The sequence below is a fragment of the Skermanella rosea genome (assembly GCF_016806835.2).
Lineage (GTDB): Bacteria > Pseudomonadota > Alphaproteobacteria > Azospirillales > Azospirillaceae > Skermanella > Skermanella rosea.
In genome coordinates this window covers 300,613-317,064 of the sequence record NZ_CP086114.1, presented here as the reverse complement: position 1 = coordinate 317,064, position 16,452 = coordinate 300,613, and the positions used below count along the sequence as shown (strand labels likewise).

Here is a 16,452-nt window from a genome sequence, read left to right as displayed (position 1 = left end):
CAGGTTGGTATTCGAGTTAAAGGTTCAGACCGCGAGGTAACGGCGCACCGTCTCGCGGTCGTTCAACTGATCCGGCGCCACTTCGGTGACGATCCGGCCCTTGTCCATCACGTAGCAGTGCCGGGCCATGGCCCGGATCATCTCCAGGTTCTGCTCCACGAACACGATGGTGATGCCCATGGAGCGGTTCAGTTCGACGACGATGCGCGCGATGTCCTGGACGATGTTGGGCTGGATGCCCTCCGACGGCTCGTCCAGGAGGATCAGCGACGGGCTGCCGACCAGCACCCTGCCGATGGCGAGCTGCTGCTGCTGGCCGCCGGACAGGGTGCCGGCCCGCTGGTTCCGGCGCTCCTTCAGAATCGGGAAGAAGTCGTAGATCCGGTCGTAGTCCGCCGTCTTCCGGCCGCCGTGGATCATCTCCCCGACCTTCAGGTTCTCCTCCACGCTCATGCGCGGGAAGACCTCGCGCCCCTGCGGCACGTAGCCGATGCCGAGATGCGCCCGTTGGTGCGGTTTCAGGGCGCGCATGTCCCGCCCTTCGAAGGTGACCGTCCCGTCCATCGCCGGCAGCAGCCCGATCAGCGTCTTCATCAGGGTCGACTTGCCGACGCCGTTGCGTCCGATCACCGCCGCGATGGTGCCCCGCTCCACCGTCAGCTCGACTCCCTGGAGCACCGGCTTGCCGCCATAGCCGGCGCGCAGGCCGGACAGGGTCAGCATGGAGCCGTCGGCTCGTCCGTCAGTGATCATGATCGGCATGTCCAAAATAGATCTCGGCGACGGCGTCGTTGGCGGTGATCTCCTCCACCGTGCCCTGGGCGAAGATCTGGCCGAAATGGAGCACGGTCACCCGCCGGGCGATCTGGCGGACGAAGGCCATGTCGTGCTCGACCGCCAGCACGGTGACGCCATCGGCGTTCAGCGCGCGGACCATCTCTCCCGTTTCGAAGGTCTCCTCCGGCGACATGCCGGCGGTCGGCTCGTCCAGCAGCAGCAGGCGCGGCTTCAGGCTGATCGCCATGCCGATCTCCAGCCACTGCTTCTGGCCGTGGCTGAGGCTTCCGGCCGGGACGTCGGCCTCGGCCGACAGGCGCAGGAATTCCAGCAGCCGGGTGATCTCCTCCCCCAACGAGGCGCCTTCCAGATGGTGCTGGAGGGCGATCGTCAGGTTCTGCCGGACGCTCAGCTTCGCGAAGATGCCGGGCACCTGGAACTTGACGCTGATGCCTTTCCGGATCCGCTCGAACGGCTTCAGGTGCGTGATTTCCTCCCCGGCATAGAGGATCTGTCCGCTGGACGGCATGTGCTCGCCCAGAAACAGGCGGAACAGCGTGCTCTTGCCGGCGCCGTTCGGCCCGATCAGGCAGTGGACCTCCCCCTCGTCGAGCGAGAAGTTCACGTTGTTGGTGACCCGAAGTCCGCCGAAGCGCTTGTTCAGGTCCACCGTCCGGAGCAGCGCGGTCATCGGCTTCTCCCCAGGCGACGGGACAGGCCGGCGATCCCGGGGATCAGCCCCTCGGGCGCGAACAGCACGACGACGACCAGCAGCGCCCCCATCACCACCAGCGCGTACTGGCTGCCGTAGATGGTCAGGGTCTGGAAGACGGTGAGCACGGCGAAGGTGCCGACCAGCGTGGCGGTCAGGTCGCTCCGTCCGCCCACCGCGACCCAGACCACCGGCAGCGCCGCCGCGGTCAGGCCCATGCTGGACGGCGTGATGTACTGCCCCCACGAAGTGTAGAGAACGCCGCTCAGCCCGGCCAGGCTGCTGCCGATCACGAAGGCGATCAGCTGGTACTTGCGGATGTCGTAGCCCAGCATCTCCGCCCGTTCCGGGTTCTCACGGATCGCCACCAGCACGTTGCCGAATCGGGAATTCACCAGGATGCGGAGGCCCAGGTATACCACGACCAGCAGCGCCAGGATCACGTAGTAGAGCTGCACGTCCGGGAACAGCACGATGTCGCCGCCGAACCACGGGATGGTGAGCGGTGGCATTCCGGTCATGCCGTTGAACCCGTTGAGCCGGGCCGACCCGATCCGCCATTCCGGCCCCGCCGTCTGCGCCATGAAGCGTTCGAACACCAGCGTGACCGACAAGGTCACGATGCCCAGGAACACGCCGCTGATCCGGCCGAAGAACAGGAAGTACCCCAGCACCGCGGCGAACAGCCCCGCCAGCGCCACCGCGATCACGACCGCCAGCAGGGTGAAGCCGTAGTCGCTGCCGAAGTTCAGCGTCAGGATGCCGTAGCCGTAGCCTGCCAGCCCGAAGAAGGCGGTCTGGCCGAACGACAGCGCTCCGCCATAGCCCCAGATCAGGCTGAGCCCCAGGGCCATGAAGATCCAGTTGAAGAAATAGACCGTGTTCCCGACCGTCCAGCCGTCCGCGAACAGGGGATAGGCCGCCGCCCCCAGCACCGCCAGGACGAAGCCTCCCCAGAACGCCGGCCCCCGGCCCAGGGTCTGCGGGCCGTTGAGCAGCCTCAAGCTTTTCGGCGCCATCAGCCGCGCTCCCTCAGCAGCCAGCCGGAGATTCCGCTGGGCAGCACCCGGATAACGACGATGACCGCGATCAGCAGGCTGATTTGCCCGGCCAGCTGGCCCTGCCACGATGTCATGGCCGCCTTGATGACGCCCAGGACCGCCGCCGCCGGCGCGGTGCCCAGGAAGACGTCGGCACCCCCGACCACCACGGTCACGAACGCCTCCATGATGAAGGCGGCGCCCATGCTCGGCACCATGGTCATGGTCGGCGCGTAGAGCCCGCCGGTCAGCCCGGCCAGCGCCGCGCCCAGCCCGAAGGTCAGGGAGTAGATCAGCCGCGTGTTGACTCCCAGCGCCTCCGCCATGTGCGGCACCTGGATGGTGGCGCGGGCATGCACGCCGAAGCGGGTCTTGTTGAAGATCAGGTACAGCACGACCAGGACGGCCACCGCCGCCCCCATCAGCACCAGCCGGTACTGGGAGTAGGAATAGTCCCCGAAGGCGAAGCTGGACAGCGGCGTGCCGACGCCCCGCATGGTCGAGCCGAGCACGATCAGGACGCCCTGCGTCGCGATCAGGCTGATGCCCCAGGTCGCCACGATGGTGTCCAGCGGCCGGTTGTAGAGGTGGCGGACCACCAGCAGCTCCAGCAGGATGCCGACGATCCCCGCCGCCAGGGACCCGCACGCTATCGCGAGGGGAAGCGGCAGCCCCGCGCGCACCGCGAAGACGGTGACGTAGGCGCCGCACATGATGAATTCGCCATGGGCGAGGTTGATCACGCCCATCATGCCGAAGATGATCGCCAGCCCGCACGCCGCCAGCACGAGGAATGCGAAGGCATCCCCCGCCTGATAGAGGAATGCGAAAAGCGCACTGAGAAATTCCATTAATCGCCGATCCCCGAGTCTTCGAATTTCCGGCGGTGCGCCGGGTAGGTCGGCCTTCGCCCGCCAGGGCGAACGCCGACGCTGGACCCCGGCGTTCCGGCATGACGTCGGCGTTCGCCCTGGCGGGCGAAGGCCGACCTACGATGCACCGCCCGTTACCGGTCGATACCCTTCGCCGTCGGCACTCAGCCCTTCGGCGGCGGGTTGCTCGGGGTGTACTGCTCGCTCGGGTCGGACTTGGTCAGGTCGCAGCCGGCCTCGCCCAGCCAGTACGGCTTGATGTCGTCCCACACCTTGGGGAAGCTGATGGAGTGGTCGGCGCCGACCTGGGCCAGGTAGATCGTGTGGGAGGCGTGCTGGCTCTTGGGATCGATGCAGACCTTGCCTTCCGGCGCGTCGACGCAGACGTCGCCCTGGGCGATCACGCCGCGGATCTTCTCGCGGTCGGTCGAGCCGGCCCGCTCCACCATCTGCTTGTACAGGTATATGGCGTGGTAGGAGTTCTCGGCCTCCTGGTTGATGTAGGGCTCGTTGGGGAACTTGGCCCGCCACTTGGTGACGAAGGCCTTGCTCTCCGGCGTGTCGACCTCCTCGATATAGTTGGTCGTCACGTGCATGTTGGCGAGGCTGGGCGGGGTGAAGCGCTTGTGCTCGTAGCCCTGGCCGACATTGACCGAGCTGCCCATCGGCACCTGCAGGTTGGCGGCGGCCGCCTGCTCGTAGTAGGAGGCCTGGGCGGTGCCGACCAGCAGGGTCATCAGGATGTCCGGCTTGACCCGCTGGATGTTCTGGATGGTCTGGGAGAACTGGGACACGCCGAGCGGGATGAACTCCTCCCCGACCATCTCGCCGCCGTTCTCCTCGACGATCTGGCGGACCCACTCGGCCGAGATCTGGCCGAAATTATAGTCGGCGGCGATCGTGTAGACCTTCTTGCCGTACTTCTCCATCATCCAGGGGATCAGGGTGGAGAACTGCTGCTCCGGCACGGCGCCGGTCACGATCATGTTGGCGTCGCAGACGCCGCCCTCGTACTGGTTGTTGTAGAAGGCCAAGCCGTTGAACTGGTTGACGATCGGCCGGTAGGCCTCGCGCGACGCGCTGGAGAATCCGGCGAACACCACGTCCACCTTGTCGCGCTGGAGCACGCGGCGCATCATTTCCTGGTACCGCGTATTGTCGGACTGGGTGTCGTAGATCACCAGCTCGATCGGGCGCCCGGCGATGCCGCCGGCATTGTTGATCTCCTCGGTGGCGAGCTGGATGCCGTGGACCTTCGGCAGGGTGGCGGCGGCGAACTCGCCGGACTGGTCTTCCAGCACCCCGATCTTGATCGGGCTCTGGGCCAATGCCGACGTCGATGCGAGTGCCAGGCTGGCAATGGTGAAAGCGCCCAAGGAGCGCGCGCTGATCGGACAAGACATGTCAACCTCACCTGTCGATGTGTTCTGGATTGTTTGGTCGTTCGGGTCTCAACCCCTTTCGGCATTCACTCCCGCGATACCCTCTTCGAGGGTTTTTCTTATGATCTCTTCCGAGAACGCCTCGACGCTGAGCTGCTTCTTCATGCTCTCGCGCCGGAGGATCTGGAACGCCTCGTCGTCGTTGACGGAGCGCTGGCTCATGACCTGGAGCACCGCCTTGATGACGAACCGGCGGCCCCGGCGCCGCTCCTCGGCCGCGGCCAATCGGCCCTCGACCGAGCGGCGGCGGTTGAACTCGTTGATCCCGAGATAGAGGGCGGCGTAGACGCTGGCGCCCTGGACGGGTTTCCGCAGATGGGCGGTGACGCCGAGCTGGAGCAGGGCCTTCAGCTGGCTGGGCGCCTCCACTCCGACGATGCCGACGACCGGCAGCGGCGGCGCCTGCCCGAGCCGCGCCCAGGCGCAGCCTTCGGGGATGCCTAGGTCCAGGTCCAGGAACAGCACGTCGAAGCCGGCCAGCATCTCCCGCGTCAGCAGATCGGGCGACGTGACGGAGACGACCGCGCCCAGCTTCTTGAGCGTTCCCGCGACCGTCTCGACCGCGCCGGCGTCGGCCACGGCCAGCAGCGCCCGCACGCCGCGAAAGTTCTGGACCAGCCGGGCCGCGGTCATGACACCGCTTTCAGGTTCCGGGCCGGCCGCACGGTCTCGTCGTAGCGGGACGAGTTCCACACCAGGTAGGGATCGGGGCGGACTGGCTGCGGAGCCTCCATGATGATGTCGAACCGGGCGTTCCGGTTGGACCGCCCGATGCGGGGCGTCAGGTAGGCGTGGAACGTATCCTCGTCCATCCAGACCTCCCCCTGCGGCGCCTGGAGCCGGAGCCGGGTCACCGCCGACTTCACTTGGGCGATGTCGTCGGTCCCGGCATGGGCCAGTGCGCGGGCCAGGAGGCCCATCGCCACGTAGGACGCCTCGGCGTCCGCCGACATGGCCGGCCCGTCGGGGAAGCGCCGACGGTAGGCCTGGACGAAGGCGCGGTTGGCGGCCGACGCGATCGAGGAGAAATAGACGCTGGAGCTGAGATGGCCGTCGACCGCGTCGCCGCCGATCGCCTCCAGCTCCGGTTCCGACAGCGAGCAGCTCGCGACCGGGATCTCGCGCGGCTGGTCGATGCCGCGTTCCCGCGCCATGGTCCTGAAGTCGCGCAGGAACTGGTAGGCGGACTCGCCGATCAGCGTGTTGAACACGAAGCTGGGCCGCGTCTCCAGGATCTGCTCGATCACGCGGCTGAAGTCGGTTTCGCCGACGGCGAAATAGCGCTCGGCCGCGACCGACCCGCCCTGCCCCACCACCGCCTGCCGCAGGATCCGGTTGTTCTCCCACGCCCAGATATAGTTGGAGCCGATGCACCAGGCCGTCCTGCCGCACTGGGTCAGCAGGTGGTCCAGCAGCGGCACGATGTGCTGGTTGGGGGCGGCCCCGGTATAGACGACGTTGTCGCTGCTCTCGAACCCTTCGTAATGGGACGGGTACCACAGCAGCGCGTCGTGCTTCTCGAACAGCGGGATGACTTCCTTGCGGCTGGACGAGGTGTAGCAGCCGACGACGTGCCGGATGCTGCGGCCGGCGAGCAGGCTCGCGGCGCAGGCGGGATAGCGCGCCAGTTCGCCGCCGGGATTGATCACCGCCGGCACCAGTTCGACCGGGAATTCCGGGTCGCCGTTGAGTTCCTCCAGGGCCAGGAGCGCCCCGTTCAGCATCGACCGGGCGACCACGCTGTAGGGCCCGGTGGACGAGAACATGACTCCGACTTGAAAACACCTGTGTTTTGTCACGGCATTCCAATCCAGCAACGCAAAAAGCGCCCGCCAGCATCAAGTGCTGTGGGCGCCTTTGCCTCGGCCGACCAGCGGCTTATGTGGTATTACTTTGCCCGCATCATCACGGAGCGATCTTTGCCCCTGGCGAACATGAAGCAAGACTGAAGGTGCCCGCGGTTCCTGTCAAGCGGGCGCTTTGAGCTATGGCAAATTTTCTGCGGCCTTCACCCTTCGCGAGAATTTTACTCCATTTGCGCGGACCCGCGGCGCGGATCGTCTTTCCGCTGGATTCCTGTCCTGCCGATGATATGAACGGCCGGCACTGGCCGCCATGGAGTTGATGCGTTGAAGAAGCGGGTCAAGCAACCCACTGCCGACGTTCCCGCGCTGGATGACGACGGCCCTTTCGCGGGTGACCGCCAGTTCGTCGGCGCGCTCTACCGCGGGTTGGAGATCCTGAGATGCTTCCGCCCGACCGACGGTCCGCTCGGCAACCAGGAACTGTCCCAGCGCTGCGGCCTGCCCAAGCCCACCGTCTCCCGCCTGACCTATACGCTGTCCAAGCTGGGCTACCTCGTCTACCTGGAGGACAGCGGCAAGTACCGCATCGGCGTGCCCGTGCTGGGCCTGGGCTATGCCTGCCTGGGCGGCCTGAGGATCCGGGACACCGCCCAGCCCTACATGGACGAGCTGGCCCGCCATGCCGGCAGCGGCGTGCTGGTGGGGCTTGGCGGGCGCGACGACCTCAGCATGATCTATGTCGCCTGCGCCCGCGCCAGCAGCGTGGTCTCGCTCCAGCTCGACGTCGGCTCGCGCATCTCGCTGGCGCGCTCCAGCATGGGTCGCGCCTATCTGGCCGGCGCCGACGAGGCCGAGCGCACCAGCCTGCTGCAACAGATCCGCGCCAAGGTCGGCGAGGAACACTGGCCGCGCCACGAGGAGGAGATCCTGCGCGCGATCGAGCAGGTCCGCACGCGGGGCTTCTGCACCAACATAGGCGAGTGGCAGACCGAGGTGAATTCGGTCGCCGTGCCGCTCCGCACGCCGCGGCACGAAATGCCGGCGCTGGCCTTCAACTGCGGCGGCCCTGCCTATCTGCTGAGCCGCGAGCGGCTGGAGCAGGATCTGGGGCCGCGCCTGGCCGAAATGGCCCGGAAGATCCAGACATTCGGAAGTACCTGAAGGTTGCATTCCGCTCCGAAGAAAAAGCAAAATAAACCAGCCAATCAGGCGAAACAATTTTAATATCCTTGATTAATGGGGCGCCAGGCCCCATTATGGCAGTGTCGATAGACGGCCAGACGATTTAGCCTTGCACTGATAAGATCAGTGCCGTGCCGACAATCCTCTTACCTGAAAATGCCCACTCGACTGCCGCGATTCTGTGGAATCGCGTGCAAGCAACACCTCTATTTGTGAAAGGGTTTCCCAATGGCTTCGGGAACCGTGAAATGGTTCAATGCCCAGAAGGGCTTTGGCTTCATCGCGCCGGATAATGGCGGCAGCGACGCTTTCGTCCATATCAGCGCCGTGGAACGCGCCGGTATCAGCGACTTGCGCGAAGGCCAGAAAGTCAGCTTCGACCTCGTCTCCGACCAGCGGAGCGGCAAGATGTCGGCTGACAATCTCAAAGACCTGAGCTGATCGGCAGCCGGCGGCACCGGGACATCCCTGGGGGATACCGGAGCCGCCGGCAACCTCGGCCGGTCGTGCCGACAGGCCGAAAGCTAGAAATTCGCAGACCAGAATTCGATAAGGCGCCCGGCGCCTTGCCGGCCCCGCGCCCCATGGTGCCGGGGCTTTTCTTTTGCTTTTTTTCTGCCGTCCTCCGCGATGGCGGTTCGCCTGATTTCGTATTCGCCTGAACGGGAAGAGACATGATGTGCCGTTCAGCGGAGTAAAGTTGAAATAAATGGCATAAGCGCCATATATCTCCACGGTTGAATTTTTATCGGAGGATAAAAACGTGACGATGCGCAGCGGGTTCAACATGCATCACTCGAATTTGCAGGGCTTCCTGTCGGCTACCGTGTGGGATGAGAAGAACGGCACCTCCCTCAGCCTTCTGTCGGCTTTGGCGAGGCTCGGGCTGGATCCCTGGCGCGAGGCGGCTCGGCTGGCCGACATGCCGCGCACGGCGGCCGCCACGGCGCTCAGCTCGATACTCTCCGAGCTTCCCGGCAACGACCTGAAGTCCTCGGACCAGGCGCTGCTCTCCCAGCGCCTGGTTCAGTTCCTGCCCGAAGGCGGTTCCAGGCTCGATACCGAGCAACAGGACCCGGTGAACCGGCAAGGCAAGGATTCCAGGATACAGCAGCTTGCGATCGGCATCGCCCTTTCGGCCCTTGTGATCGCGATGCAGATGAATGGCTGGCTGTTCTGACGAACCGCGGGCGGAACCGGACGCTGCGGAGACACCGCCCTCGGCCCCGCTAATTTCGCAGATCGAAACCGTATTCCGCAAAACTTGATTTCGCGGACGCCTCCGCCTATGGTTGCCCCGAGCTGCCCGCCAAGGGCCATCCGGGGCAGGAACCATCCGGGGAGGAGGCAAGAACAATGACCGACACCGTGCGATACGCACGCCAGGACCGTACCGGCGTCATCACCGTCGATTATCCGCCCGTCAACGCGCTGGGCCATGCCGTGCGCGAAGGCCTCGTTGCGGCGCTGGACGCCGGCCTGGCCGACGAACAGGCCGACGTGCTGGTGCTGGTTGCCGCCGGGCGTACCTTCATGGCCGGCGCCGACATCCGCGAGTTCGGCAAGCCCTTCATGCCCCCCGGCCTGCCCGAGGTGATCGCCCGCTTCGACGCGAGCCCCAAGCCGATCGTCGCCGCGATCCACGGGACCGCCCTGGGCGGCGGCCTGGAAGTGGCGCTGGGCTGCCATTTCCGCGTTGCGCTTCGCTCCGCCAAGGTGGGCCTGCCGGAGGTGAAGCTCGGGCTGCTGCCCGGCGCCGGCGGGACCCAGCGGCTGCCGCGCCTGACCGGGCCGGCCAAGGCCTTGGACATCATCCTGGGCGGCAACCCCGTCCCGGCGCCGGAAGCGCTGGAGCTGGGCATCCTGGACGCGCTGGACGACGGGGAGTCGGCGCTCGATGCCGGCTTGCGCTTCGCTCAGCGCATTCGCGACGAGAAACTTCCCGCCCGCCGCGTCGCCGACCGCACCGACCGGATCGAGGGCATCGACCCCGCCCTGTTCGTCGAAATCCGCGCCAAGCTTGCGAAGACCGCCCGCAACCTGCACTCGCCGCACCGCTGCGTCGACGCGGTCGAGGCCGCCGTCACCCTGCCCTTCGAGCAGGGGCTGGCGAAGGAGCGCGAGCTGTTCCAGGACTGCATGGACTCGCCCCAGCGGGCCGGGCTGATCCACGCCTTCTTCTCCGAGCGGGAGGCCGCCAAGGTCCCCGGCCTGCCCGCCGGCACGCCGACCCGCCCGGTGAACCTCGCCGCCGTGATCGGCGCCGGCACCATGGGCGGCGGCATCGCCATGTGCTTCGCCAACGCCGGCATTCCGGTGCTGCTGCTCGAAGCGAGCCCGGAGGCCCTGGACAAGGGCGTCGCGGTGATCCGCCGCAATTACGAGAGTTCCGCCAAGCGCGGCAAGCTGACCGCCGACGCGGTCGAGACGCGCATGGCGCTGATTCGCCCGACGCTGTCCTATGACGACCTCAAGGACGCCGACCTGGTGATCGAGGCGGTGTTCGAGAACATGGACGTCAAGAAGCGGATTTTCGGCACGCTGGACAAGGTCTGCAAGCCGGGCGCTATCCTCGCCACCAATACCTCCACCCTCGACGTGAACGAGATCGCCTCGGCGACGACGCGCCCGCAGGACGTGGCCGGCATGCATTTCTTCAGCCCGGCCAACGTCATGAGGCTGCTGGAGAACGTGCGCGGCGCCGAAACCTCCGACGAGGTGCTGGCGACGGTGATGGAGACTTCCAAGCGGATCGGCAAGGTCGGCGTCATGGTCGGCGTCTGCTACGGCTTCGTCGGCAACCGCATGTTGCACCAGCGCGGCCGGGAAGCCATGGCCCTGGTGGAGGAAGGCGCCACGCCGCAGCAGGTCGACAAGGTCTTCACCGATTTCGGCTTTCCCATGGGGCAGTTCACCATGTCCGACCTGGCCGGTATCGATGTCGGCTGGCGCATCCGGGAGGAGCGGCGCAAGGCCGGCGATCCCGACGCCCAGCCGCCGAACTGGCTCGACAAGCTGGCCGAGCAGGGCCGCTTCGGCCAGAAGACCGGCAGGGGCGTCTACCGCTACGAGCCCGGCGACCGCACCCCCCGGCCCGACCCGGAGGTCGAGACCCTGATCGAGGCGTACCGCGCCGAGCGGGGCATCACGCCGCGGGAGATCGGCGACCAGGAGATCCTGGAGCGCTGCTTCTACGTGATGGTCAACGAGGGCGCCCGCATCCTGGAGGAAGGCATCGCCGCCCGGCCGCTCGACATCGACGTGGTCTGGATCAACGGCTACGGCTTCCCGTCCTTCCGCGGCGGCCCGATGTTCTGGGCCGACCAGATCGGGCTGCCCAAGGTCCATGAGGCGATCAAGGGCTACCATGACCGCCTCGGCGGCCGGCACTGGGAACCGTCCAAGCTGCTCGAACGCCTGGCCCGCGAGGGCGGGAAATTCGGCGACCTGTCCAAGGCCGGCTGAGAAAAGAGGATTTTCATGGACATCACCTATACCGCGGAGGAGCAGGCGTTCCGCGCCGAGGTCCGCGACTTCCTGCGCGACGGCCTGCCAGGCGACATCAGCGACAAGGTCCGCGGCGGCCGGCGGCTGACCCGCGACGACCACCTGCGCTGGCACGCGGCGCTGAACGCGCGCGGCTGGCTGGCCGTCCACTGGCCGACGGAGCATGGCGGGACAGGATGGGGTCCCGTCCAACGCCATATCTTCGACGAGGAATGCGCCGCCGCCGGCGCGCCGCAGATCATCCCCTTCGGCGTCAACATGGTGGCCCCGGTCATCATCAAGTTCGGCACCGAGGAGCAGAAGCGCCATTACCTGCCGCGCATTCTCGACGGCACCGACTGGTGGTGCCAGGGCTATTCGGAGCCGGGTGCCGGCTCCGACCTGGCCTCGGTGAAGACCCGCGCGGTGCGCGACGGCGACCATTATGTCGTCAACGGGCAGAAGACCTGGACCACGCTGGGCCAGCACGCCAACATGATCTTCTGCCTGGTCCGGACCGACGCCTCGGTCAAGCCGCAGGAGGGAATCTCCTTCCTGCTGATCGACATGGACACGCCCGGCGTGACGGTGCGCCCGATCATCACCCTGGACGGCGAGCACGAGGTCAACGAGGTCTTCCTGGACGACGTCCGCGTGCCCGTGGATAACCTGGTCGGCGAGGAGAACAAGGGCTGGACCTGCGCCAAGTACCTGCTGACCTACGAGCGGACCGGCATCGCCGGCGTCGGCATGGCGAAGGCGGCGCTCCGCCACCTGAAGTCCGTGGCGCGCCGCCAGGAGCGCTGCGGCCGGGCGCTGATCGACGACCCGATCTTCCGCCGCCGGCTGGCCGAGGTAGAGATCGACCTGATGGCGCTGGAGATGACCAACCTGCGCGTCGTCGCGGCCGTCCAGGGCGGCGGCGTGCCGGGGGCCGAAAGCTCCATCCTGAAGGTGCGCGGCACCGAGATCCGGCAGGCGATCACCGACCTGCTGCGCCGCGCCGTCGGTCCCTACGCCCTGCCCTTCCAGCACGAGGCGCTGGAGTCCGGCTTCAACGAGGAGCCGGTCGGCCCCGACTACGCCGCCCCCCTGGCGCCGCAATATTTCAACCGGCGCAAGCTGTCGATCTATGGCGGGTCCAACGAGATCCAGAAGAACATCGTCGCCAAGATGATCCTTGGCCTCTGATTCGGAACAGCATGAGGGAGCGCCGTCATGGACTTCACGCTTAACGACGAACAGCGCATGCTGGAGGAGACCGCCGCCCGTCTGGTGCGCGAGCGCTACGGCTTCGAGCAGCGCCGCCGCCATGCCGCCGAGCCCACGGGCTACGGCGCCGGGATCTGGGCGATGATGGCCGAACTGGGCCTGACCGCCGTGCCGTTCCCCGAGGGCGACGGCGGCTTCGCCGGCGGCGGGGTCGAGCTTCTGGTGCTCCACCAGCAGTTCGGCCGCGGCCTGACGCTGGAGCCTTACCTGGCGTCCGTGGTGCTGGGCGGCGGGCTGCTGTCCCGGCTGGGCGCTGACGCGCAGCGCGAAGCCGTGCTGCCGCAGGTGATCGCCGGGGAGACGATCCTGGCGCTGGCCTATGCCGAGCCGTCGGGCGGCTACGATCCCTTCTGGATCGAAACAAAGGCCGAGCGCGCCGGCGACGGCTGGCGGCTTTCCGGGGCCAAGTCGGTGGTGCTGCACGGCGACGGCGCCGGGCGGCTGCTGGTCACCGCCCGGACCGGCGGCGGCACCGGCGACGGCGACGGCATCTCGGTCTTCCTGGTCGATCCGACCCAAGCCGGAGTGGGCGTGCGCGGCTACGCCACCATCGACGGTCTGCGCGCCGCCGAGATCACCCTGGACGGTGCCGCCGGCGAGTTGGTCGGTCCGGAGGGCGCCGCAGCCGACGCTCTGGAGGCGACCCTGGCCGCCGGTTGCGTGGCGCTCTGCGCCGAGGCCGTCGGCGCCATGGAGCAGGCCTGCGAGCTGACGCTGGACTACCTGAAGACCCGCCAGCAGTTCGGTGCGCCGATCGGGCGCAACCAAGTATTGCAGCACCGCATGGTGGACATGCGCATCGCCCTGGAGCAGGCGCGGTCCATGGCGATCCTGGCCGCGTGCAGCCTGGAAGCCGACGCCGCCGAGCGCGAGCGGCGCATTTCGGCCGCGAAGGCGCTGATCGGCACCTCCGGCCGCTTCGTGGCCGAGCAGGCGATCCAGATGCATGGCGGCATGGGCATGACGGAGGAGGCCGCCGTGTCGCACTTCGCCAAGCGCCTCGTCATGATCGACCACTGGCTGGGCGATTCCGACTACCATACCGCCCGCTTCGCCGAGCTGCCCGAGGCGGCCTGAAGCCCCTGGCGGGCGGATCGTCCGATTTCGTTTGCAACTTTACCGTTTCCCTCCCCGGAGACTTGGGTTTAGTCTCCTCCGCAACCAAGAATCCGGGAGGAAGACATGAAGCGAGTTGTGGGGCCGTCCCTGTTCGTCATCGCCCTGTGCGCCGCGTCGGCGGCCTGGGCCCAGGCGCTGCCGCGCGCCGACCCCGCCAAGGTCGGCGTCTCGGCGGAGCGGCTGGAACGGATCGGGCAGGCCTTCCAGAAGGAGATCGACGCCGGCAAGCTGCCCGGCGCGGTCATGATGGTCGCCCGCGACGGCCAGCTGGTCTATGCCAAGACACTTGGCCATCAGGACAAGGACGCCGGCAAGGCGATGGAGGAAGGCTCGATCTTCCGCATCTACTCCATGACCAAGCCGCTGGTCTCGGTCGCCGCGATGATCCTGTACGAGGAAGGCCGGATCGAGCTGACCGACCCTGTTTCCAAGTTCCTGCCGGAGTTCGACAACCTCCAGGTCAGCAAGGCCACCCTGGATCCCTTCGGCAAGGTCACCTATGCGACCGAGCCGGTGGCGCGGAAGCCCACCGTCCAGGACCTGCTGCGTCACACCGCCGGCCTCGCCTATGGCGAGATCACCCAGAACGCCGTGGTCAAGGAAGGCTACGCCAAGGCCGGGCTCTACAAGCCGGCCGACCGCGACTACGACTCCCGCTCCATGAGCCCGGAGGAGCAGGTAAAGGCCATTGCCCAGGTCCCGCTGGTGCACCAGCCCGGCACCCGCTGGGAATACAGCCTGGCCTCCGACATCCTGGGCCGGGTGGTCGAGAAGGCGGCGGGCATGCGCCTGTCGGAGTTCCTGGAACAGCGCGTCTTCCAGCCGCTCAAGATGAATGACTCGGGCTTCTCGGTCGCCCAGGCCGACCTGCCCCGGCTGGCCGAACCGCTGAAGACGGACCCGGCGACCGGCACCCCGAACAAGCTGATCGACGTCTCGGCCGTGCCCGCGAACGATTCCGGCGGCGCCGGTGCGGTCTCGACCGCCGCCGACTACCTGCGCTTCACCCAGATGCTGCTGAACGGCGGCGAGCTGGACGGCGCGCGCATCCTCAGCCCGACCACCATCAGGCTGATGGCGTCGGACCATCTGGGCGAGCGGATCCAGCCCGTGCTCAGCCCCGGCGAACTGCTCCTCGGCACCCCCGGCTACAGCTTCGGCCTCGGCTTCTCGGTCCGCGGGCAGGACGGCATCGCCGGCGTGTCCGGCTCCGCCGGCGAATACATGTGGGCGGGCTATGCCGGTACCTTTTTCTGGGTCGATCCGGAGGAGGACCTGACCGCCGTCCTGATGACCCAGGCCCCCGGCCCGAGCCGGCCGTACTATCGCAAGCTCTTCAAGCAGCTGGTCTACCAGTCGGTCGTCGAGACCCACGCGAACTGAGGTGCGGGGGTGGGGGTATGTCATCATTCGTACGCTTCCGTGCCGTCGCGGCGGCGGGCCGGCGCATGATGACGACATCCCCCACCCCCTTTCTGTCAGCATGTGTCATCATTTTCCCTGTCTCAGTCCAGGGGGTCACTCCACCCCTTTCTTGTCAGCATATGTCATCATGGCGGTTGACGGTTTGGCAGGTTGGCGCAATGGGCATGACGGGGATTCTCCGGGATGTTTACCCGATCATGGTAGCCGCCTTGTTGTAGGAAATCAATCCTTCGAGCATCGAAGGTGAGATGGCGGAGCCGGGCTACCGGGGTCGGCACCGACGGCCGGTACCCGGACTTTATCAAGGTCTCCGTGCCGGCGCAGGTGCGGCAGTCATTGCACCCGCGCGGCCGGATCGCCGCCCGCCGCCAGCATGGCGCGGAACACGGCGCGCACGCGGTCGGCATCCAGCCCGGACACGGCCATGCCGGCGGCCAGCATGGCGGAGGTCGGCTCTGCCTCGGTCATGGTCACGCCGGATTGCCTGAGCAGGCCGACAATGCCCAGCGCCTCGTCAAGGGCGCGGGACGACGTCCGCCCCGGCCGCCCGGCGGGTGCATGGGCAATCGAAACTTTGCGCCGAAATCGTGCACATTGTCAATTGCGGTGAAATACCTTCATATTATGGCGGGTAAGGTGTCCTGTCAGGGCCACTCTGGAGCGAAAGAGTCTTGTATTCAGAGGCTACCGCTCGCATTCTTCCGCATCAGCTCTGTCAACGACCCGGTTTTGCGTGTGCATGTTCCATGAGCAAGGCCCTGGTCAGTCCGGAAATGTTGCGATGGGCGCGTGAACGTGTCGCTCTGTCCATCGACGTTCTCGCGCAGAAGCTTGGAACGAAGCCGGAGAAGCTGACGGCCTGGGGGGAGGGCGGCTCGCAGCCGACATTCAGGCAGGCGGAGAAAATCGCCGCGGTCCTTCATGTGCCCTTCGGCTTTCTGTTCCTTCCCGAACCGCCTGAAGAGAAATTGCCAATTCCCGATCTGCGCCGGCACGATGACGCGCGTTCGGAGGAACTGAGCGCGGGGAACTGAGCGCGGATGCGCGGGACCTTCTCCGCGACGTCATGCTCAAGCTCGACTGGTTCCGCGACTTCCTTCAGGAACATGGTGCCGAGGAACGGCCGTTCGTCGGGCGGTTCGACATCGACACGCCTGTCGATACGGTAGCTGTAGCGGCCCGAGATCGTCGGCGGTCGGACCCGAGATTCTGGTCCATTCTGGGACCGAATTGGCCGAGACGGAAAGCGGGCCCTGGCTCACATTCGGTGAGACAGGGCCCGCAGTGTTTGAGACGGACCCGAGATCATGGGCGCCGGCC

16 protein-coding genes are annotated in these 16,452 nt (G+C 66.8%); 8 read left to right on the top strand and 8 right to left on the bottom strand.

From position 1 onward, the window contains the following. Positions 1-24: 24 nt before the first annotated feature. The 7 genes from urtE to JL101_RS35085 form a co-directional block, all read right to left on the bottom strand. Positions 25-753: an urea ABC transporter ATP-binding subunit UrtE gene (urtE, locus tag JL101_RS35115; RefSeq protein WP_228435654.1), complete on the bottom strand. Its 729-nt coding sequence runs from the start codon at positions 751-753 to the stop codon at positions 25-27. Continuing rightward, on the bottom strand, positions 743-1,468 hold the full coding sequence (locus JL101_RS35110) for an ABC transporter ATP-binding protein (RefSeq protein ID WP_203101324.1): 726 nt from the start codon (positions 1,466-1,468) through the stop codon (positions 743-745). Before JL101_RS35110 ends, urtE begins: the two co-directional genes overlap by 11 nt. Next, positions 1,465-2,508 (bottom strand): branched-chain amino acid ABC transporter permease, encoded by a 1,044-nt coding sequence (locus JL101_RS35105; protein WP_203101323.1) that lies wholly within the window; start codon positions 2,506-2,508, stop codon positions 1,465-1,467. Before JL101_RS35105 ends, JL101_RS35110 begins: the two co-directional genes overlap by 4 nt. After that, a complete protein-coding gene (locus tag JL101_RS35100) occupies positions 2,508-3,380 on the bottom strand; it encodes an ABC transporter permease subunit (RefSeq protein ID WP_203101322.1) in 873 nt (290 codons plus the stop codon). Before JL101_RS35100 ends, JL101_RS35105 begins: the two co-directional genes overlap by 1 nt. A gap of 185 nt (positions 3,381-3,565) precedes the next feature. After that, positions 3,566-4,804 carry an urea ABC transporter substrate-binding protein gene (locus tag JL101_RS35095; RefSeq protein WP_203101321.1) on the bottom strand — a complete coding sequence of 413 codons (1,239 nt, stop codon included), beginning with the start codon at positions 4,802-4,804 and terminating at the stop codon, positions 3,566-3,568. Positions 4,805-4,852: 48 nt separating this feature from the next. Beyond that, entirely contained in the window at positions 4,853-5,476 is a 624-nt protein-coding gene (locus JL101_RS35090) for an ANTAR domain-containing response regulator (RefSeq protein WP_203101320.1), read from the bottom strand. Next, the gene (locus JL101_RS35085; protein WP_203101319.1) at positions 5,473-6,609 is read right to left on the bottom strand and encodes a transporter substrate-binding domain-containing protein; all 1,137 of its coding nucleotides are present in this window, start codon (positions 6,607-6,609) and stop codon (positions 5,473-5,475) included. The genes JL101_RS35090 and JL101_RS35085 overlap by 4 nt, the downstream gene beginning before the upstream one ends. A 363-nt stretch (positions 6,610-6,972) precedes the next feature. Here JL101_RS35085 and JL101_RS35080 point away from each other — a divergent pair, with 363 nt between their 5' ends. The 7 genes from JL101_RS35080 (at position 6,973) to JL101_RS35050 (ending at position 15,090) form a co-directional block, all read left to right on the top strand. Next, positions 6,973-7,809 (top strand): IclR family transcriptional regulator, encoded by an 837-nt coding sequence (locus JL101_RS35080; RefSeq protein ID WP_203101310.1) that lies wholly within the window; start codon positions 6,973-6,975, stop codon positions 7,807-7,809. Between the two features lie 249 nt (positions 7,810-8,058). Further along, positions 8,059-8,271, top strand: a complete 213-nt coding sequence (locus tag JL101_RS35075; RefSeq protein WP_203101308.1) for a cold-shock protein — start codon at positions 8,059-8,061, stop codon at positions 8,269-8,271. 322 nt (positions 8,272-8,593) lie between these two features. After that, positions 8,594-9,010, top strand: a complete 417-nt coding sequence (locus JL101_RS35070) for a hypothetical protein (protein WP_203101306.1) — start codon at positions 8,594-8,596, stop codon at positions 9,008-9,010. A 176-nt stretch (positions 9,011-9,186) separates the two neighbouring features. Continuing rightward, entirely contained in the window at positions 9,187-11,295 is a 2,109-nt protein-coding gene (locus JL101_RS35065; protein ID WP_203101304.1) for a 3-hydroxyacyl-CoA dehydrogenase NAD-binding domain-containing protein, read from the top strand. 15 nt (positions 11,296-11,310) lie between these two features. Then, positions 11,311-12,507 carry an acyl-CoA dehydrogenase family protein gene (locus JL101_RS35060; protein ID WP_203101302.1) on the top strand — a complete coding sequence of 399 codons (1,197 nt, stop codon included), beginning with the start codon at positions 11,311-11,313 and terminating at the stop codon, positions 12,505-12,507. Positions 12,508-12,534: 27 nt separating this feature from the next. After that, positions 12,535-13,665 carry an acyl-CoA dehydrogenase family protein gene (locus JL101_RS35055; protein ID WP_203101295.1) on the top strand — a complete coding sequence of 377 codons (1,131 nt, stop codon included), beginning with the start codon at positions 12,535-12,537 and terminating at the stop codon, positions 13,663-13,665. Positions 13,666-13,770: 105 nt separating this feature from the next. Next, the gene (locus tag JL101_RS35050) at positions 13,771-15,090 is read left to right on the top strand and encodes a serine hydrolase domain-containing protein (protein WP_203101291.1); all 1,320 of its coding nucleotides are present in this window, start codon (positions 13,771-13,773) and stop codon (positions 15,088-15,090) included. 375 nt (positions 15,091-15,465) lie between these two features. On the opposite strand, the gene JL101_RS35045 is transcribed toward JL101_RS35050, so the two are convergent. Next, positions 15,466-15,606 carry a hypothetical protein gene (locus tag JL101_RS35045; protein WP_203101289.1) on the bottom strand — a complete coding sequence of 47 codons (141 nt, stop codon included), beginning with the start codon at positions 15,604-15,606 and terminating at the stop codon, positions 15,466-15,468. 272 nt (positions 15,607-15,878) lie between these two features. Between JL101_RS35045 and JL101_RS35040 the strand changes: the two genes are divergently transcribed. Continuing rightward, a complete protein-coding gene (locus tag JL101_RS35040; RefSeq protein ID WP_203101287.1) occupies positions 15,879-16,166 on the top strand; it encodes a helix-turn-helix domain-containing protein in 288 nt (95 codons plus the stop codon). Positions 16,167-16,452: the final 286 nt, after the last annotated feature.